General features: G+C 70.8%; 16 protein-coding genes. 5 read left to right on the plus strand and 11 right to left on the minus strand.

What is annotated here, in order from left to right; translation table 11 throughout:
* Positions 1-145: 145 nt before the first annotated feature.
* On the plus strand, positions 146-1,222 hold the full coding sequence (locus tag AB0I18_RS30945; RefSeq protein ID WP_363108927.1) for a response regulator transcription factor: 1,077 nt from the start codon (positions 146-148) through the stop codon (positions 1,220-1,222).
* Positions 1,223-1,455: 233 nt separating this feature from the next.
* On the plus strand, positions 1,456-2,493 hold the full coding sequence (locus AB0I18_RS30950) for an endonuclease/exonuclease/phosphatase family protein (protein WP_363108928.1): 1,038 nt from the start codon (positions 1,456-1,458) through the stop codon (positions 2,491-2,493).
* Positions 2,494-2,595: 102 nt separating this feature from the next.
* Here AB0I18_RS30950 and AB0I18_RS30955 read toward each other — a convergent pair whose 3' ends face one another.
* The 3 genes from AB0I18_RS30955 to AB0I18_RS30965 are packed head-to-tail and all read right to left on the minus strand — an operon-like array spanning position 2,596 to position 5,037.
* On the minus strand, positions 2,596-3,225 hold the full coding sequence (locus AB0I18_RS30955; RefSeq protein ID WP_363108929.1) for a DUF4232 domain-containing protein: 630 nt from the start codon (positions 3,223-3,225) through the stop codon (positions 2,596-2,598).
* Between the two features lie 46 nt (positions 3,226-3,271).
* Positions 3,272-3,940 carry a response regulator transcription factor gene (locus tag AB0I18_RS30960; protein ID WP_363108930.1) on the minus strand — a complete coding sequence of 223 codons (669 nt, stop codon included), beginning with the start codon at positions 3,938-3,940 and terminating at the stop codon, positions 3,272-3,274.
* Complete coding sequence (locus AB0I18_RS30965; protein WP_363108931.1) at positions 3,937-5,037, minus strand: sensor histidine kinase; 1,101 nt, start codon at positions 5,035-5,037, stop codon at positions 3,937-3,939. Before AB0I18_RS30965 ends, AB0I18_RS30960 begins: the two co-directional genes overlap by 4 nt.
* A gap of 166 nt (positions 5,038-5,203) precedes the next feature.
* Here AB0I18_RS30965 and AB0I18_RS30970 point away from each other — a divergent pair, with 166 nt between their 5' ends.
* The 3 genes from AB0I18_RS30970 (at position 5,204) to AB0I18_RS30980 (ending at position 7,871) form a co-directional block, all read left to right on the plus strand.
* Positions 5,204-6,220 (plus strand): carboxymuconolactone decarboxylase family protein, encoded by a 1,017-nt coding sequence (locus AB0I18_RS30970; RefSeq protein WP_363108932.1) that lies wholly within the window; start codon positions 5,204-5,206, stop codon positions 6,218-6,220.
* On the plus strand, positions 6,217-7,056 hold the full coding sequence (locus AB0I18_RS30975) for a class I SAM-dependent methyltransferase (RefSeq protein WP_363108933.1): 840 nt from the start codon (positions 6,217-6,219) through the stop codon (positions 7,054-7,056). Before AB0I18_RS30970 ends, AB0I18_RS30975 begins: the two co-directional genes overlap by 4 nt.
* 152 nt (positions 7,057-7,208) lie before the next feature.
* Positions 7,209-7,871, plus strand: coding sequence for a hypothetical protein (locus AB0I18_RS30980; protein ID WP_363108934.1), 663 nt, complete (start codon positions 7,209-7,211; stop codon positions 7,869-7,871).
* A 62-nt stretch (positions 7,872-7,933) separates the two neighbouring features.
* Here the strand turns inward: AB0I18_RS30980 and AB0I18_RS30985 are convergent, their stop codons facing one another.
* The 8 genes from AB0I18_RS30985 to AB0I18_RS31020 all read right to left on the minus strand — a co-directional run bounded on the left by AB0I18_RS30985 (position 7,934) and on the right by AB0I18_RS31020 (position 19,207).
* Complete coding sequence (locus AB0I18_RS30985) at positions 7,934-9,469, minus strand: NCS1 family nucleobase:cation symporter-1 (protein ID WP_363108935.1); 1,536 nt, start codon at positions 9,467-9,469, stop codon at positions 7,934-7,936.
* Between the two features lie 124 nt (positions 9,470-9,593).
* On the minus strand, positions 9,594-10,613 hold the full coding sequence (locus AB0I18_RS30990; protein WP_363108936.1) for a TIGR03842 family LLM class F420-dependent oxidoreductase: 1,020 nt from the start codon (positions 10,611-10,613) through the stop codon (positions 9,594-9,596).
* A gap of 130 nt (positions 10,614-10,743) precedes the next feature.
* Entirely contained in the window at positions 10,744-12,147 is a 1,404-nt protein-coding gene (gene hydA / locus AB0I18_RS30995; protein ID WP_363108937.1) for a dihydropyrimidinase, read from the minus strand.
* Positions 12,148-12,262: 115 nt separating this feature from the next.
* On the minus strand, positions 12,263-13,105 hold the full coding sequence (locus tag AB0I18_RS31000) for a nitrilase-related carbon-nitrogen hydrolase (RefSeq protein ID WP_363108938.1): 843 nt from the start codon (positions 13,103-13,105) through the stop codon (positions 12,263-12,265).
* Between the two features lie 181 nt (positions 13,106-13,286).
* Positions 13,287-14,849, minus strand: coding sequence for a PucR family transcriptional regulator (locus AB0I18_RS31005; protein ID WP_363108939.1), 1,563 nt, complete (start codon positions 14,847-14,849; stop codon positions 13,287-13,289).
* A gap of 32 nt (positions 14,850-14,881) precedes the next feature.
* Complete coding sequence (locus AB0I18_RS31010; protein WP_363108940.1) at positions 14,882-16,204, minus strand: aspartate aminotransferase family protein; 1,323 nt, start codon at positions 16,202-16,204, stop codon at positions 14,882-14,884.
* 20 nt (positions 16,205-16,224) lie between these two features.
* On the minus strand, positions 16,225-17,067 hold the full coding sequence (locus AB0I18_RS31015; RefSeq protein ID WP_363108941.1) for a nitrilase-related carbon-nitrogen hydrolase: 843 nt from the start codon (positions 17,065-17,067) through the stop codon (positions 16,225-16,227).
* Between the two features lie 508 nt (positions 17,068-17,575).
* Positions 17,576-19,207, minus strand: coding sequence for a hypothetical protein (locus AB0I18_RS31020; protein WP_363108942.1), 1,632 nt, complete (start codon positions 19,205-19,207; stop codon positions 17,576-17,578).
* Positions 19,208-19,303 lie beyond the last annotated feature (96 nt).

The raw sequence follows: 19,303 nt of genomic DNA on the forward strand, positions 1-19,303 counted from the left end.
GAGCATGTCGAGGGTCACAACTCACCGTCGGGGGGCGAGACTTACCTGGAATACTCATGGGTGTCTGAGTACCTTGTACATGTGGTTCGACAGGATCTGACAGTTTCGGACGACGTCCATCAGGCGTGCCGAATGGGAGGTGCGTATGGCCCTCATACGGAAACCCGACGTTGCGCCGGGTCCGCTGGCGGATCTCCTGACGGCCCTGTACCTGCTCCACCTGCGCGGTGGTGAGCCCAGCATGCGAGAACTGGCTGACCGCACACGGCTGCTCAGCCATGACACCGTCCACCGGGCGCTGACCCGTCCCGAAGCGCCACGCTGGCGGTCCCTGGAAATGGTGGTGACCGCGCTGGGCGGAGACGTCGGGCACTTCCGCGACCTGTGGGTATCGGCGCGCCTTGCCGAGGAGGGCGAGCGCGGTCTCTCGCAGGCAGCCGAGCCGGAGGCCGCTCGTTCCCGGGACATCGCCCCGGCGGCGATTCCCTCCACCCGGCCGGCACGGACGCAGGGCCCGACGACTCTGTCGTCCATCGGTGCGCGGGGTGGAACGCGCGTCCTGGTCGTCGACCATCATCCGCTGTGGCGTCGAGAGGTCACCGCCCATCTGAAGGCCGCGGGATACGACATTGTCGCCACAGTCGACGACGCGGCCGGGGCACTACGCGAGGCGCGCGCGAGAGCGCCCCACGTGGTCGTCACGGGGATGCATCTGCCGGACAGGTCAGGTGCGCGACTCTGCCGCGAACTGCGGGACGGTGACGTGGCGGCCCGGGTCCTGGTCTTCTCCGCCAGCCGGGAGCCCGAGGACGTACGGCAAGCTCTGGCATCGGGTGCCACCGGCTATCTGCTCAAGTCGTCGACGCGCGACGAACTGGTCGACGCGGTGCGCAGAACGGCCGCAGGCGAACCGGTGTTCAGTCCGCGGCTGGCCGGCCTCATGCGCGGTGACTCCGCCCTTGGTGACTCCGCCCGTGGTGACGTCGCAACCCCGGCCGACGGGAGGGAACAACCCGCAGCACGCCTCACCACTCGGGAGACCGCGGTCCTGAGGCTGGTCGCCGGGGGCATCGGCTACCGAGAGGTGGCCCAGCGCCTGGCGATCTCGGTCCGGACGGTGCAGAACGATGTCCAACGCATGCTGGGAAAACTGCACCTGCGCAGCCGACTGGAACTGGTGCGGTACGCCGTCGAGCGCGGCCTGGCCGACCGTCAGGGATAACCGCAGCCGCCACACCAACCAGGCTCAGACGGAACGGTTCCCAGCTCGACCGTGCCCATTTCCGATCAGGCCGCCCAACCGATCGCACTCTGCGCGGACCCGATACCGTGACGGCCGAGTACGCCAGACCCGCAACCGCGCGTGCGTCAGACCCGCAACCGTATGTGCGTCAACCGCCGTCCCCACCCGGGAGCCCGGAGATCACCGCGCGGGCTCTGCTGAGTGGAGGACAGATGACGGACACGGCTGCCTCCGCCCCGCGTGTCGCCGATCCGCGTCAATGGGGCAGCCGGACCGGCCGACGCGGACGGATGCTCGGTCTGCTGGGCTGTGGCGTCGTGCTCGCCGTACCGTTCGCCCTGCTCGTCGTACGGCTGACGGGGCTGGACGCGGGAACACCGCTCGCCGTTCCCGTGGTGCTCTTCCCCTACACGGCCGTGCTCAGCGTGCTCGTGCTGGGCACGATGCTCGCCGTCCCCGCTCTGCGCTCGCGATGGGCGGTGACCGTCGTCGCACTCCTCACGGCGGCTCAAGTCGCGCTGCTCGTACCGCGGTTCGTACCACATCAGCGGCATGTTCCCGCCGCCGCAGCCGAGTTGCGCGTGGCCACCCTCAACGCTGACGTCGGCGGCGCGGATCCGCGTGCGCTGGTGCGGCTGGTGCAGGCCGAGCGGATCGACGTACTGGCCGTGCAACAGCTGCCGTCCGCCGGCGTTGCCGCGCTCGCCGAGGCCGGCCTGGGCACGCTGCTGCCCCATCACGAGCTCCACCCCGAGTACGACTCGTCGATCTACTCGCGGATCCCGCTGTCCCACGGCGGCCCGCTGCACGCCGACACCGCCTGGCCGCAGACCACCGCGGACGTGACAGTCGGCGGACGCACCGTACGGCTGGTGGCCGTCCACACCTACTACCCGCTCGGTGACGCGAAACGCTGGACACGGGACATGACCGCCCTCACCTCCGTCGCCCGGCGCAGCGGCCCGGACACCGTCTTCCTGGGGGACTTCAACGCCTCCCTCGACCACGCGCCGATGCGTGAGCTGCTCGCGTCGGGCCTCACCGACACCCACGCCGAACTCGGCCACGGATGGGCGCGCACCTGGCCCGCCGGCAAGTCCCTCGTCCCGCCCCTGGTCCAGCTCGACCACGTCCTGCACGGCTCCGGCCTGGTCGGCGTCTCGGTCGGCGAACGGACCGTGCCGGGCACCGACCACCGGGCGGTCGTCGCCGAACTGGCGCTGCTGCCGGCGCGGGAACGGGCCGGGTGACGCCGGCCCCGTGGCCGTACCCGAACTCGGTGTCGGTGTCGGTGCCGGTGCCGGTGCCGGTGCCGGTGTCGGTGGACCAGTCGACCGTGCCGTCCCGCCGCGCTACCCCATCGGCTTCCAGGGCGACGTGCCCAGGATGTTGTCGGGGCCGATGTCGAGGGTGTCCTGGACGCGTACGGTCACCGTGTCGCGCCCCTTCTGCGGGGTGACTCGCAGGTACACGCCGTCCGTGTTGTGCATCCGCCAGACCAGGCCGGCCTGTGCTGCCTCGCCCGGATCGAGCGTGAGCGGCTCGGGGCCGGGGGCGTTGCCCGCCATGGGCACCTGGTCCGTCCCCTTCACGGTCCGCACCTCCGGAAACGGGTCGCCCGCCTCGTCGAGAACGGTGATGGCGGGATAGCCGTTCAACTCGTACGGCCGCTCACCGCAGTTGGTCAGGGTGAGGGTCATCGCGCGCAGTCCCATGGCGCCGTCCACCAGGCCTGTGCCGATGCGCACTCCGGACGGCGGGCAGCCGCCGCCCGCCTCCTGGAGCGGTCCGGGCGCGGAAGGTTCCGGAACGGGGGCGGCCGACACGACGGGCGGTGCCGAGGACGGCTTCCGCTCGGGCGGCTTCCGGTCGGGGTTGGCCTCCCGGTCCAGCTCGGCCCCGAGCCCGCAGCCGCCCACGCTCAGCGCCAGCACGGCGGCGGTGACGACGCTTCGGGCCACTCCACGGGGTATCGCGATCACGCGCCGATCATTGCACGGGGCCCAGGGCCTGTCTGGCCGGAAGGGCTCAATCCGCTCGCTCACGTGCCGTGACCAGGCCCGACTCGTAGGCGAACACAACCAGTTGGGCGCGGTCGCGAGCGCCCAGCTTGGTCATGGCGCGGCTGATGTGGGTCTTGGCCGTGAAGGGGCTGATGACCATGTGGGCGGCGATCTCCTCGTTGGTGAGACCGCGTGCGGCGAGCGCGGTGACCTCGCGCTCGCGGCGGGTGAGGCACTCCAGGCCGGGGGCGCTGGCCCGGTCCGGGGGCCGGGCCACGAACTCGCCGATCAGCGTGCGCGTGACGGACGGCGACAGCAGGGCCTCGCCGCGGGCGACGACCTCGATGGCCTGAAGGAGGTCGGCGGGCTCGGTGTCCTTGAGCAGGAACCCGCTGGCTCCGGCCCGCAGCGCCTCGAAGACGTACTCGTCCAGGCCGTAGTTGGTGAGAATGACGACGCGTACGCCGGACAGGTCGGGGTCGGCGGCGATGCGGCGGGTCGTCTCGATGCCCGTCATCACCGGCATCTGGACGTCGACCAGGGCGATGTCCGGCAGCTGCGCGCGCACCAGCGCCAGCCCCTGCTCCCCGTCGGCGGCCTCTCCGACCACCTCGACGCAGTCCTCGGCCTCCAGGAGGGCCCGGAAACCGGCCCGCATGAGGGCCTGGTCGTCGATCAGCGCGACCCTGATCACGCGGACCCCAGGGGAAGTCGGGCCCGTACGGAGAATCCGCCCTCCGCGCGCGGGGCGGCGTGCAGCGTGCCGCCGAGCGCTGTGACCCGTTCGCGCATGCCGGTGAGCCCGATGCCCTCGACCGGCGGCCGGGACGGCTCGGCGGCGCCCTCGTCGTCGACGCGTATCGTCAACTCCCCCTTGCCGTACTCCAGTTGGACGGCGACCTTGGCGGGTCCCGCGTGCCGGGCGGCGTTCGTGAGGGCCTCCTGGACGATGCGGTACGCGGCGCGGTCCACGGTCGCAGGCAACGAGCACTCGTGGCCGCTCACGGTCAGGTCGACGGCGAGGCCCGCCGCTCGGGCGCGCTCCACGAGCAGGGCCGGGCTGCCGGTCGGCTCGTCGGTGCGCAACACCTCAAGAGTGGCGCGCAGTTCGCGCATGGCCTCGCCGCCCGCCTCCTGGATGGCGAGCAGGGCCGGGGGTATCTCCTCGCCGCGCTTGCGGGCGAGGTGGACGGCGACGCCGGCCTGGAGCTTCACGATCGAGATGCTGTGCGTGAGGGTGTCGTGCAACTCGCGTGCGATACGCAGGCGTTCCTCGCCGGCCCGGCGCAGGGCCGCCTCCTCACGGGTCCGCTCGGCCTCCAGGGCACGCTGTTCCGTCTGCCGCAGATACGCCTGCCAGTTGCGGCCGGCCAGGCCGGTGACCACGGCGCACAGGAACCAGCCCGCGAGCAGGGCTATCCGCTCGACCGTGCCCTGGGACGTAGGATCCGTCGCCAGATACCCTCCGAGGAACACGGCGCTCGCGCCCGCGCCCACGGCCCGATGCCCCGCCTGGGCCGCCGTGTGGACGGCAGCCACCACAGGCAGGGCCGACAAGGGCCCCGGGTGGGCGTGCAACACATAGCCGGTCAGCACGGCCGTGGTGACGGCGAGCACCACGCGGGGAGCCCGCCGATAGGCGGCCAGCGCGAGCGAACCCGTCGCGATCAACGCGTAGTCGACCGGTGCCGTGTCCTCGTCGAAGGCCGCCGCGGACACCACGATCGTGCCGATCACGACGGCGAGCGCCGCGTCGGCGAGATACCTCCGTGTGGCCTGGTCCCCGGTCATGTCCGCACAGTAGACCGCCGCGGCGACAAGGGCGTCAGCCCTGTGGACAACCCCGCGACTACTCCCGGCGCAGTAGTCCGCCGGCCGGCCGCCCCAGTCGGCGCAGCCTCAACCGCATTCGCCCGTACGACGCCCTTAGGCACCCACGAGAACCACGCTTCTCTCCATGACCTCACCCTTCAGGTACACCGAGCCCATCCCGCCCAAGGCCGCCACCGGCCGCGCCGCCCAGGTCTACGAGCAGCTCGCCGAGGACTTCGGCATCGGGGACGCCGCGCCCTTCGTCGCGCTCTCCTCGGCCCCCGAACTCCTCGCGCCGGCCTGGGCCCTGCTGCGTGAGTCCCTGATCGCGGGCGCAGGCACCCGCACCGGCAAGGAGTTGGCCGCCGTGGGAGTGTCGCGCGCCAACAGGTGCCCGTTCTGCGCGGACGCGCACACCATGCTGCTGCACGCCACCGGCGACCACGCCCTCGCGGAGCGCCTGGCGCACGGGAAGCCCCCGGAGAACGAGGAGCACGCGCGCGTGCTCGCCTGGGGCGAGGCGACCCGCACCCCGGGCAGCCCGGACGTCTCGGCGCTCCCCTTCCCGGCCGCGCACACCCCCGGGTATGTGGGCACCGCCCTCTCCTTCCACTTCATCAACCGGATCGTCTCGTCCCTGGTGACCGAGAACCTGCTCCCGGGCAACGCCCAGCGCTTCCGGGTGGTACGCAGCCTGGGCGGCCGTTCGCTGGGCAGGACCGTGCGCCGGAACATCGCCCCGGGTGCGAGCCTCGCGCTCCTCGACGAGGACACCACGGGCCCAGGACCCGGCCCGTCCTGGGCGGCCGGCGCGACGGTCGGCCCGGCGTACACGGCGCTGCGGACGGCCACCACGGCGGGCGCCGGCCTCCTCACCGAGGCCGACCGGACCCTCGTACAAGAGACCGTCGGGGCATGGGACGGCACGCACCCGCCGCTCGCCCGGCGGGATCTGCCGGACCGGGAGGACAGGCCTGGCGCCCGGCTGGCCCTGCTGGCCGCCCTCGCTCCGTACCGCATCGCCGACGAGGACGTGGCGGCCTGGAAGAAGCCGCCGTACACGGACCACTGCCTGGTCCATCTCATCGCCTGGGGCGCGTTCACGGCCGTCGACCGCATCGAGCGCGCGCTGCCCCTCCACATCCACGAGGAGACCGCATGACCGAGACCCAGCCCCAGACCGTCGACTCCCGTCAGGCACAAGCCTGGAACGGACCTGTCGGGGCTCACTGGGCAGCCCACCACGAGCGCTACGACGCGATGCTGTCCGGCGTCGACGACGCGCTCTTCGAGGCCGCAGCGATCGCACCGGGCGCGCGTGTCCTGGACGTCGGCTGCGGCGCCGGCGCGACGACGCGGATCGCGGCGCGGCTGGCCGCGCACGGGCATGCCGTCGGCGTCGACATCTCGGCGCCGCTCCTCGACAGGGCGCGTGCGAACACCGCCGCCGAGGGCATCACGAACGCCGCGTACGAACGCGCCGACGCGCAGCTGCACCGCTTCCCGACGGCCGGGTACGACGTGGTCATCAGCCGCGGCGGGGTGATGTTCTTCGCCGATCACGCGGCCGCCTTCCGCAACCTCGGGCGGGCGCTGCGCCCCGGCGGTCGGCTCGCGTTCATCTGTCCGCAGCCGGTCACCCCGGACGCGGAGGAGGCGCGGGCGTTCGGTCTGCTGAGCAAGCTCCTCGGGCAGGACGAGCCCGACCCGGACACGGTCGCCGCGCACGTCGCGATGGCGTCTTTGTCCGACCCTGACCGTATTCGCGAGGTGCTCCAGGGATACGAGGACATCGACGTGACCCCGGTGGCCGTCGAGACCCGGTGGGGCCAGGACGCCGCCGACGCGGTCGGCTTCATCCTGTCCCGCACCCCCGGGCACACGGTCTCCGCCGCCACGCGCGCGGCCCTGGAGGACACCCTGCGCCCGTACGAGACCGACCGCGGCGTACGTCTGAAGGCCGGCGTCTGGTGTGTGACGGCGACGCGGCCGAGCTGAATCCACGAACCCCGGACCCGTCAACAGCCGAGCGCTGTCACCACACGGGCACGCAGCGAGTTCGCACTACCGCCCCACAGGGACTCGTGTGACACTGGCGTCCCGTCCGCAGTGCGGACCTTTCCGTACCCGTCCCCCACGAGAAGTGCGCCGTGCGTTCTCTTCATCTCGCTCTCGCCGTGCGTCTGCTGCCGGTCGTCGTCCTCGCCACGGCGGGCTGGGCGATGGCGTCCGGGCCGTTCGCCTCGACACCGGACGCCGAGAACAAGTCGGCCGCCGACAACGGCTCCAACTCCCCGTCCGCGCCGTCGACCTCGGCGGCGACCAAGACGTACGCCGACTCGCCCGCGCCGTGCGAGGGCATCTCGAAGAAGACGGTGACCTCGCTCGTGCCCGGCGCCAAGGCGGCGGGCAAGGAGATCCGGTCGACCGACGAGTCCCTGCGCCGCACCTGCTCCTGGAACGCGCTCAAGGGCTTCGAGTACCACTGGCTCGACGTGACGTACGAGATCAAGAAGTCCGACGAGGCGGCCGCGACGGCCTACAAGCAGCGCACGACGGACAACAGCGGCGGCGGGACGATCCCCGGTCTCGGCGACTCGGCCTACTCGGTGGTGAACCTCACCACCGAGGACAAGCAGCAGACGCGCGAGGGCATGGTGATCGCTCGCGCGTCCAACGCGCTGGTGGTCGTCACGTACAACGGCAGTGACTTCGAGACGAAGAAGGCGCCGGGTACGGACGAGATCAACAAGGGCGCCATCAAGGCCGCCAAGGAAGCGGTGACCGCGCTGGAGTCGGTTCAGAAGAGCTGACAGAGCCGACTTCCAACGCGGTCCACTGTGCCCGGTTCGGACGCCGGGTTCAGACGCTGGGTTCAGACGTTCGCGTTCGCCGATTCGCGTCCCCGCGTGGCCATCAGGACCAGGTAGAGCACCATCGACGTGCCGAGTCCCACGGCCCAGCCGTAGTCGGCCAGGTCCTCCAGGGCCGGGATGGGCCGCCCGTCGATCAGCGGATTGAAGTTCGCGCCGCCGACGGCCAGGACACCGCCGGTCACGAAGGCGACGACGGCCCGCCAGTTCCAGCCGTTGGTGTACCAGTAGCGCCCGCCCGCCCGGTAGAGGTCGGCCAGGTCGAGGGACGTACGGCGCAGAATCCAGTAGTCGGCGATGAGGATGCCCGCGACCGTGCCGAGCAGACCGCCGACCAGACCGAGCCAGGTGAAGATGTAGCCCTCCGGGTCGGAGTACAGCTTCCACGGGAAGATCAGCACGCCGAGCACGCAGGTGACGAGCGCGCCGGTGCGGAAAGTGATCTTCCTGGGCGCGATGTTGGAGAAGTCGAAGGCCGGGGAGACCAGGTTGGCCGCGACGTTCACGGACAGGGTCGCCACCAGCACGGTGACCAGCGCGAAGATGATGCCGAAGACGTTGTCGACCTTGGCCGCCAGCTGTACCGGGTCCCAGATCGCCTCGCCGTACACCGCCTGCGAACCGGAGGTGACCATCACGGAGAGGAACGCGAACAGCGTCATGGTGGTGGGCAGGCCGAGCGCCTGGCCCCACGTCTGGGCCTTCTGGCTCTTGCCGTAGCGGGTGAAGTCCGGGATGTTCAGCGCCAGTGTGGACCAGAAACCGATCATGCCCATGAGCGCGGGCGCGAACAGTTTCCAGAACTCCGGGCCCCAGCCGAGCTTCGAGGGCTGGTCGAGCAGCGGACCGAAGCCGCCCGCCTTGGTGCTCATCCACCACAGCAGGGCGCCGGCGCCGACCAGGACGAAGGGCGCCGCCCAGTTCTCGAAGCGGCGGATCGTCTCCATTCCCCGGTAGATGATGGCCACTTGGAGCGCCCAGAAGATCGCGAAGGACAGCCACAGCGTCCACGCGTAACCGCCGACGTGGGAGGCGTTCGCCCAACTGTCGCCGAAGAGCTTCCCGGCGAGGTAGTAGATCGCCTCACCGCCGATCCAGGTCTGGATGCCGAACCAGCCGCAGGCCACCAACGCCCGTACGACGGCGGGCAGGTTGGCGCCCCGGATGCCGAAGGAGGCGCGGGCGAAGACCGGGAACGGGATGCCGTACTTGGGCCCGGCGTGCCCGGTGAGCAGCATCGGGACCAGGACGATCACATTGGCCAGGGCGATGGTGAGTACGGCCTGCTTCCAGTCCATGCCCACGGCTATCAGCCCGGAGGCCAGGGTCCAGGAAGCGGTGTTGTGGGCCATGCCGACCCACAGGGCGGAGAAGTTGTACGTGGTCCAGGTGCGCTTCTCCACCGGGACCGGCAGCAGGTCCTCATTGGCGTACGGGCCGGTCGGCTGGGGTGCGCCGGGGGCGATCTCCACCCGCCCGTCGGAGCGGGTGACCTGGGCTGGGGGTGGGCTGTCGGCGGTGGGGACGGTCTCGGTCATGAGCAGGCCAATCGATCAGGCGGGACGGGAAAGGCCGTGCGGGGCCCCGGGCCCCTCCCCTGGACGGCGGGGAGGGGTGACAAGGGTGGGGGGTTGGGAGGGTGGGGAGGAGCGGTGGCGCGGGTCAGGCGTGGAGAGCGGGGATGACCTTCGACCCGTACGCGTCGATGACGGCTTCCTGCGCGTCGTGCATGTCGTACAGGGCGAACTGGTCGACGCCCAGGTCGCGCAGGGCGTTCAGCTTCTCGATGTGCTGTTCGGCGGTGCCGATCAGGCAGAACCGGTCGACGATCTCGTCGGGCACGAACTTGGTGTCGGGGTTGCCGCTGCGTCCGTGGTGCGAGTAGTCGTAGCCCTCACGGGACTTGATGTACTCGGTGAGCTCCTCGGGTACGGCGGCGGAGTGTTCGCCGTACTTGGAGACGAGGTCGGCGACGTGGTTGCCGACCATGCCGCCGAACCAGCGGCACTGCTCACGCGCGTGGGCGAGCGCCTCGGGCGAGTCGTCCTCGGTGATGTACGCGGGCGCGGCGACGCAGATCTTGACGTCGGCCGGGTCGCGTCCGGCTTCGACGGCCGCGTCTTTCACGGCCTTGACCATGTACTCGGTGAGATACAGATCGGCCAGCTGGAGGATGAACCCGTCGGCCTCCTCGCCGGTCATCTTCAGCGCCTTGGGGCCGTACGCGGCCATCCAGACCGGGAGTTCGGCGCCGGGCTTCACCCACGGGAACTTGATGACCGTGCCGCCGAGGTCGGCCTCGTCGCCGCGCCCGAGGGCCCGGATGACCTTCATGGCGCCGCTGATCCGGGCCAGGGTGTTGGGCTTGCGGCCGGCCACGCGCATCGCCGAGTCGCCGCGCCCGATGCCGCACACCGTGCGGTTGCCGTACATGTCGTTGAGCGTCGCGAAGGTGGAGGCGGTGACCTCCCAGGTGCGGGTGCCCGGGTTGGTCACCATCGGGCCGACCGTCAACTTCTGGGTGTTGGCGAGGATCTGGCTGTAGATGACGAAGGGCTCCTGCCACAGCACGGCGGAGTCGAAGGTCCAGCCGTACGTGAAGCCGTTGCGCTCGGCCCGCTTCATCAGGCTGATGACGCGGGAGGCTGGGGGGTCGGTCTGCAGGACGAGTCCGAAGTCCATGACTCTCCTAGTTCTGGTAGCGTCTCTTTGCCCCGCATGGGGCCGGTTCGGGCTGGACCGCAACTTTTGGGTTGGAAGCCCCTTTCTGGGGCGGAGTCACGGCGCCACTCCTGGTCGATGTGGCGGAACCTCAATGGAGGTACTGGCAAGTTGAGCGGGGCGTGTACTGGCCGTGGCCGGTCCGCCCCGCAAACTTCCGCTGGTCGATGACGAGTTCGCCCCGCGAGAGGACCGTCTCGACGCGGCCGGTGGTGCGCTTGCCCTCGTACGCCGAGTAGTCGACGTTCATGTGGTGCGTCTCGGCGGACATGACCTGCTCGGCGCCCGGGTCGTAGATGACGATGTCGGCGTCGGCGCCCGGCGCGATCGTCCCCTTCTTCGGGTAGAGGCCGAACATCCGGGCCGGGGTGGCGCAGGCGATCTCGATCCAGCGGCGGCGCGAGATGTGTCCGTCGACGACGGCCTGGTGGAGCAGGTCCATGCGGTTCTCGACGCCCGGCAGGCCGTTGGGGATCTTCGAGAAGTCGCCGCGGCCCAGCTCCTTCTGGCCGACGAAGCAGAACGGGCAGTGGTCGGTGGAGACCACCTGGAGGTCGTTGGTGCGCAGGCCCCGCCACAGGTACTTCTGGTGCTCTTTCGGGCGAAGTGGCGTGCTGCATACGTACTTTGAACCCTCGAAGTCGGGCTCCGCGAGGTTGTCCGTCGACAGGAACAGGTACTGCGGGCAGGTCTCGCCGAAGACGTTCAGGCCCTCGTCGCGCGCCCGTGCCAGCTCGGCGACTGCCTCCTGCGCCGAGACGTGCACGACGTACAGGGGAGCCCCGGCCACCTGCGCGAGTTTGATGGCGCGGTGGGTGGCCTCGGCTTCGAGGAGTGCCTTGCGGACCTCGCCGTGGTAGCGGGGGTCGGTCTCGCCGCGTGCCAGCGCCTGTTCGACCAGCACGTCGATCGCGATGCCGTTCTCGGCGTGCATCATGATCAGGCCGCCGTTCTCGGCGGAGCGCTGCATGGCGCGCAGGATCTGGCCGTCGTCGCTGTAGAAGACGCCCGGGTAGGCCATGAACTGCTTGAAAGAGGTCACGCCCTCTTCCACCAGCAGGTCCATCTCCTTGAGCGTGTCCTGGTTCACGTCGGAGACGATCATGTGGAAGGCGTAGTCGATGGCGCACTTGCCGTCGGCCTTGGCGTTCCAGGCGTCGAGGCCCTCGCGCAGCGAGTGGCCGACGCTCTGCACCGCGAAGTCGATGATCGTGGTCGTGCCGCCCCAGGCGGCGGCCCTGGTGCCCGTCTCGAAGGTGTCCGAGGCGTTCGTGCCGCCGAAGGGCAGCTCCATGTGGGTGTGGGCGTCGACGCCGCCCGGGATCACGTACTTGCCGGTGGCGTCGATGGTCCGTTCGGCCGTCCAGGCCTCGGCGGCGGGGGTGCCGCTTGCGGCGAGGGCGGCGATGCGGCCGTCCTCTACCAGGACGTCCGCGTGGATTTCGTCTGAGGCGGTGATTACTAGGCCACCGCGGATGACGGTACGGCTGCTCATGTTCCCTCTCCTGTCGTCGGCACCCCGGTGGAATGCGGTCGGAAAGTGCGGGTCGTCTGTGGCTGGTCGCGCAGTTCCCCGCGCCCCTTCGGGGGCGCGGGGCAGCGCCCCCGGATCAGGGAGCCGTCAGTGGCTCGTATGCGTCGGGGCGGCGGTCGCGGTAGAACTGCCAGCGGTCTCGGACCTCTCGGAGTTTGGCCATGTCGAGGTCGCGGACGACGAGTTCGGTCTCCTTGTCGCTTGCCACCTCGCCCACGAACTGGGCCTCCGGGTCCACGAAGTACGAGGTCCCGTAGAAGTCGTTGGGGCCCAGCTCCTCCACGCCCACCCGGTTGATGGCGCCCACGAAGTACTCGTTGGCGACGGCCGCGGCCGGCTGCTCCAGCTGCCAGATGTAGCTGGACAGACCACGTGAGGTGGCCGAGGGGTTGAAGACGATCTCGGCGCCCGCGAGGCCGAGCGCGCGCCAGCCCTCCGGGAAGTGCCGGTCGTAGCAGATGTAGACGCCGATCCTGCCGACGGCCGTGTCGAAGATCGGCCAGCCGCTGTTGCCGGGTCGGAAGTAGAACTTCTCCCAGAAGCCCTCGACCTGCGGGATGTGGTGCTTGCGGTACTTGCCGAGGTACGAACCGTCCGCGTCGATCACCGCGGCCGTGTTGTAGAGGACGCCGGGCTGCTCCTCCTCGTACATCGGCAGCACGAGGACGATGCCCAACTCCTTGGCGAGCGCCTGGAAGCGCTGGACGATCGGGCCCTCGGGGATCTGCTCGGCGTACTCGTAGAACGCCTTGTCCTGGACCTGGCAGAAGTAGGGCCCGTAGAACAGTTCCTGGAAGCACAGGACCTGAGCACCCTGCGCGGCCGCGTCGCGGGCCGCCTGCTCGTGGACCTGGATCATCGATTCCTTGTCGCCCGTCCAGGCAGTCTGGAAGACGGCGGCGCGGATCACTCTGCTCATCGGGACCTCCGGTCGCTCGGTGTGCGGCGAGCTTAGGAAGGCCGGAGAGCGGGATTGAGTTGCACGGTGTCACGTCTGCGGGCGTGTGGCGTTCCACGGTGTCACTCTTGCGTCGACCCATGTTTCACCGCCGTTCTCCCAGGTCTTCCCGTGTTTCGGTCCTGTTGCGCGGCCGAGGGTCTCAGCCTTGTTGCGCGTCGTGCGCGAGGAGCGCGATGTGGATGGACGCGGCCTGCTCGAAGTCGTCGAGGTCGACGCCGAGCCGCCCCTCTATCGCCTCGAGGCGGCGGTACAGCGCGGGCCGCGAGACGTGGTGGAGCCGTGCGGTACGTGACTTGTTGCGGCCGGTCGCGAGATACGTGCGCAGCACCGGCAGCAGGTCCGCCTCCGCGTCCGCCTCGCACAGCAGCCCGTCCAGCTCCCGCTCGGCGAAGGACTGGACGTACGGGTCGTCCCGCAGGAGGCGGATCAGGCCCCGCAGATGTACGTCCCGCAGCCGCACCACAACCGGCACGTCGAGGTCGGTGGGGCTTTCGGCGACGGCGTCGGCCACGTGCTGGGCCTCGCGCAGCCCGGCCGGCACGTCGTCCCACACGGTCCGCGGATCCGCCGCCGCGACGACCGCCTTGCCGATCCCCGACTCCGTACGCAGCCGGGTCGCGAAGTGCGCGGCGAGGGCCTCCGCGTCCTGGTCCCGGGCCAGGCTCAGCAGGACGGCGGTGGCCCCTTCGGCCAGTTCGGCGACCAGCCCTGGCAGTCCCAACAGGCGTAGGACTCGGTCGAGTTGGGCCGGGTCCCCGTCCCGTACGACCAGCGGCACGAAGGTCCGGCGGTTGACCGGCAGTCCGGCGGCCCGTGCCCGGGGCAGCAGTTGCCGGGCCGGTACGACTCCGGAGACGAGGTCGGTGAGCAGGCCCTGCGCGGACTGCTCCTCCCAGGAGTGCGCGGAGCCGCCGCCGAGCATCCGGTGCAGGACGAGGGATTCGGCGGCGCGGTCGGCGAGCAGCCGTCCGGTGGCGGCGTCGCCCCGGTAGCCGCACAGCACGATGCGGCCCCAGCGCTCGCCGCGCCCGCCCAGTTCGGCGCGGACCCAGCCGTCGCCCTCACGGCCGCCGGCCTGCCGTGCGATGCGCTCCCAGTCGCGCAGCACGTCGTCCACGGCCGACCGCTCCCCCGCCGTCGCGAGGACGCGGTGGGCGAGGTTGGTGACGACGACGGGGCAGGCGCTGTGGCCCGCGATCTCGTCGAGCAGCCGTTGCAGCGGGGCGCCCGCGGTGATGAGCCCGGTGAGCGCGGTCCGTACGGCCTCCGAGAGACTGACGGCCGCGAACTTCCTTTGTACGAGCCTGGATTGGACCTCTTCGGTGAGTTCGGCGAAGGGGAACGGGCGGTGCAGCACCACCATCGGCAGCCCGCACCGCTCGGCCACACGGCGCATCACGTCGGGCGGCGTGGGGAAGGCCCGGCCGAGTCCGAGGACCACGGCCGAGGCCTCCGCGCGGTGCAGCGAGCGGATGTACTCGGCCTGCGCCTCCGGGTCGCCCGCGAGCAGCACGCCCGTGGTGAGCACCATCTCGCCGCCGCTGAGCATCACGCCGACGTCGGCCGCCTCGGCGACGTGCACCCAGCGCACGGCCCGGTCGAGCTGGCTCGCGCCGGCCACCACCTCGGGCTCCCCCGCGAGCACCCGTTCCAGGGTGAGGACCTGCCGGACCGACAGGGCGGGCTCCAAGGCGCTGGTCACCACAGGCGTACCTTCAATCTTGCGGTGTTGCGTTACCGAATGCTCCTCAGAGCACGTTCGAGGATCGCGGCGCCCTCCTCGGCCTCCGCGACGGTGAGGGACAGTGGTGGGGCGATGCGCAGGACGCTGGTGTTGTGACCGCCGCCCTTGCCGATCAACAGGCCTTCCTCGCGGGCCGCTTCGAGCACGGCGGCGACACCGTCCGGGTCGGCCGCGCCGGTGGCGGACTTCACCAGCTCGATGCCGATCATGAGTCCCCGGCCGCGCACCTCCCGTACACCCGGAAGCTGCGCGGCGATGGCCCGCAGCCGCTCGATGAGCAGGCCGCCGACGCGGCGGGCGTTGCCCTGGAGGTCGTGTTCCAGGAGGTACGTGAGGTTGGCGAGGCCGGCCGCCATGGTGATCTGGGTGCCGCCGAAGGTCGAGATGGAGTTGGAGTCGAGGCAGTTCATGATCTCGGCGCGGGCCACGACTCCGCCGATGGACATGCCGTTGCCGATGCCCTTGGCGAAGGTGAGGATGTCCGGCGGGCCGTTCTGGCCGTGTGCCTGCCAGCCCCAGAAGTTGTCGCCGGTCCTGCCCCACCCTGTCTGCACCTCGTCGGCGATCCACAGGATGCCGCGCTCCCGGAGGACCTCGCGGAACGCCGCGTACAGGCCGTCCGGCGGTGAGGTGAAGCCGCCGACACCCTGGATCGGTTCGGCGATCAGGGCCGCGGGCGGGCGGACGTGCCCGAGCAGGTCCTCCAGGTCGGCGACGCAGGCCGCGATGAAGCCGGCGTCGTCGAGGTCGGCGTACGGCCCTCGGGTGCGGACGCCGCCGTGCACGTACAGCGTCTGGAGGGGCGAGAGGCTGGTCGGGGACCAGCCCTTGTTGCCGGTGATGCCGACGGAGGTGAACGAGCGGCCGTGGTAGCTGTTGCGCATCGCCAGGATCTGGTTGCTGCGGCGGTACGCGGTGGCGAGGAGGAGCGCGGTGTCGTTGGCCTCCGTGCCCGAGGTCGTGAAGAACACGCGCGCGTCCGGGATGCCCGACAGCTTGGCGATCCGTTCGGCGAGGTCCACCATCGGCCGGTTGAGGTAGAGCGTGGAGGAGTGGATGATCCGGCCGGCCTGCTCGGTGACGGCCTTCGTCACCTCGGGCAGGGCGTGCGCGGTCATCGTGGTGAGGATGCCGCCGAAGAAGTCGAGGTACTTGTTGCCGTCGGCGTCCCAGACGTGGCGGCCCTCGCCGTGGGTGAGCTCGATCGGGTCGGCGTAGTAGACGGCCAGCCAGTCGGGCAGGACGGCCTGGTGGCGCTGGTACAGACCCTTGGGCAGGTCCTCGGTCACGTCTTGGGGCACGCCTTTGGTCATGTCTTTCGCCATGTCCTCACTCACGGCTGCACCAGCCCCTCGTACGCGTCGGGGCGGCGGTCCCGGTAGAAGGCCCACTGCTGGCGGACCTCGTCGATCAGGTCGAAGTCGAGGTCGCGGACGACGAGTTCCTCGCTCTTGTCGCTCGCGGTCTCGCCGACGAACTGGCCCCGCGGGTCGACGAAGTACGACGTCCCGTAGAAGTCGTTGTCGCCGTACTCCTCCTCGCCGACGCGGTTGATCGCGGCGATGAAGTACTCGTTGGCGACGGCGGCCGCGGGCTGCTCCAGCTGCCAGAGGTGGGCGGAGAGGCCGCGGGAGGTCGCCGACGGGTTGTAGACGAGCTGGGCGCCGTTCAGGCCGAGCTGGCGCCAGCCCTCCGGGAAGTGGCGGTCGTAGCAGATGTATACGCCGACCTTGCCGACCGCGGTGTCGAAGACCGGCCAGCCGAGGTTGCCCGGTTTGAAGTAGTACTTCTCCCAGAAGCCCTTGACCTGCGGGATGTGGTGTTTGCGGTACTTGCCGAGGTACGTGCCGTCGGCGTCGATCACCGCCGCGGTGTTGAAGTAGAAGCCGGACTGCTCGACCTCGAAGACCGGCACGACGACGACCATGCCGGTTTCGCGGGCGAGTTCCCGCATACGGGTGACGGTGGGGCCGTCGGGCACGGGTTCCGCCCAGCGGTAGTGCTCCGGGTCCTGGACCTGGCAGAAGTAGGGGGCGTTGAAGACTTCCTGGAACCCGATGACTTTCGCGCCCTGACGGGCCGCCTCGCGGGCGTGCTCCTCGTGCTTGGCGACCATGGATGCGGTGTCGCCGGTCCAGGTGGCCTGGACCAGAGCGGCGCGTACGACGTTGGCCATGAGCTGCTCCTTCGACGGGACGTCAGAGAGCTTCTACGCCCGTAGACGGGTGGGCGTAGAGCCCGAAAGTAAGCCTCACCGGCGGGCTGGGCAAGACCGTGGTGGTTAACCGGCGGAATCGATCATGTTTCGCACCATAGCCCCCGGCGGTTCGGCAGGGTGGGTTACTGGGTGGTGGGGTGCGGTGTCGGGTGCGGGTCGGGGTGGGCTGGGGTGGTTGCGCAGTTCCTCGCGCCCCTGGGTGGGTGGGGTGTGTGGGTGGTGGGGTTGCCTGCGGGCGCGTGGGGGCTGGGCGCGCAGTTCCTCGCGCCCCTGGGTGGGTGGGGGTGAAGGGCGTGAGTACGTGTGGGCGCGTGGGGGCTGGGCGCGCAGTTCCTCGCGCCCCTGGGTAGGTGGGGGTGTAGGGCGTGAGTGCGTGCGGGTTTGCGGGGGCTGGGCGCGCAGTTCCTCGCGCCCCTGGGTGGGTGGGGTGAGGTGGGCTTTGAGGGTGGGGTTTACGGAGTCTCCGTCATGCTGTGTAGCCCGCTACTCGTAGGGCGTGGACCAGGTCTCGGTGGAGGGTTTCCGAGGCTCGGCGGGATGCGTCCAGGAGGAGGGGGGCCAGGAGCTGGGGGTCGGCCTCTATGCTTCGGGCGGCTTCTTCCGCGGGGCGGATGCGGACGTAGGCGTCGAGGAGGGCGCGGGCCTCGCGGTGGCGACCCTCCCCCACGAGGGCCAGTACGGCGTCGCCGATCTCCTGAGCGGGGCGGGCCACACCCTGCCGCAGCATCTGCTGCCCGTCCGCGGCACGGCCCGCCGCGACGAGCGCGTCGGCCGCGGCGACCAGCCGGTCGGCGGGCAGCGAGCCCGCCTCCCAGAGGAGGGTGGCCCAGTCGGCGCCGAGCCCCGCACGATGGAGTTCGGCGGCCAGCAGGGGGAAGCGGGCGGCGGGCCAGTACGCGGCCTCGACCAGCACGGCGTGCGCCTCCCCGCTGTGTCCCTCGCGGCGCAGCCGGACGAGCGTCTTGACGGTCTCGACGGTGGCCCGCCGCGCCTCGTCGTCCAGCGGCTCCCGCCTCGGTTTCGACGGCTCGGGCTCCTCCGCGACCCCGGCGAAACGGGCCCCGCGCAGCGTGCGCTCCGCTTTGGGCGGAACGGGCATGGCCGGTACGGCGGAGGCGTCGGCGCCCTCTTCCGACATTCCGGCGTAACGGGCACCGCCGCGGGGACGGCGCTTACCGCGTTGCTTGGGGGCGGGGGGTTCGGGGGTGGGCGGTTCGGCGGGTGCCTCGTCCTCCGGGGCAGCGGGCCGGAGGGTGGTGGACTCAGGCGGAGTGGGGTGAGGGGTGGTGTGGTGGGGTGTGGTGGGCCGGGGGGTGGCCTGGTGAGGCGTACCGGACCGTGCGTCCTGGTCGGCGGACGGTTGCTGTCGGGCGACCCGCTCCGCGGCGGCGTCCCGCCAGAGGTCCGGCCAGTCGTCGTCCGGGGCGGACCGCTGGCGGCCCACGCGCGGCCGCCCGGACTCGGCGTCGGCGTCGGCGCGGCCGGGCGTGTCCGACGTCTCGTCCGTGTCGTCCGTCTCGTCGACCCAGACCACGTCTCCGTCGTCGCCCGGCGGAATGGTCAGCGCCCCCTGCGCGTACCCGCCGGCCGTTCGCCGGTCCAACTGGTCCATGCGGGAGTGGAGTTCGGCGCAGCGGGCCGTCGCGCGTTCGTGGTCGTCGCGGGCCCAGGCCAGGTCGAGGCGGATGGCGTCGATCTCCTCCTGCGTCGCGGCGACGCGGAGCGAGTGGCCCAGGTCCAACTGCCGTTCGGCGGCGTAGCGTTGCTCACGCAGCATCACGTCGAGGCGGTCGCCGAGGGCGTCCCGGCCGCCGGGCCGTGCGTCGTACGCGGCGAGTGCAGCACGGTGCAGCGCCCACGCCCGCTCGGAATCCTGCGCGGCGACCCCGGGACCGTATGCGGCGGTGAGGTCCTGGAGGAGCGCCGCGACGACGTCCCAGGGGGGCACCTCCCACCCGTCCAGGCAGGCCCGCATCCCGTCGGGGTCGCGCTGCCAGAACACACCGCACCAGCCGGCGCCCTGGTTGAGCCGGGACAGCAGGCCGTTGAGATACTGCGCGAACTCCCGCACCTGGCCCGGGAGTTGTTCCACCGCCATTACGCTCACCCCACGCCGGACCGGAGTACTCCGATCCGGTAGAAAACACCATTCGTGTTACGGAACCGCTACGACAAGTTTTCGAGCCGGACGCAG

Source organism: Streptomyces sp. NPDC050704 (genome assembly GCF_040654355.1).
Classification (GTDB): Bacteria; Actinomycetota; Actinomycetes; order Streptomycetales; family Streptomycetaceae; genus Streptomyces.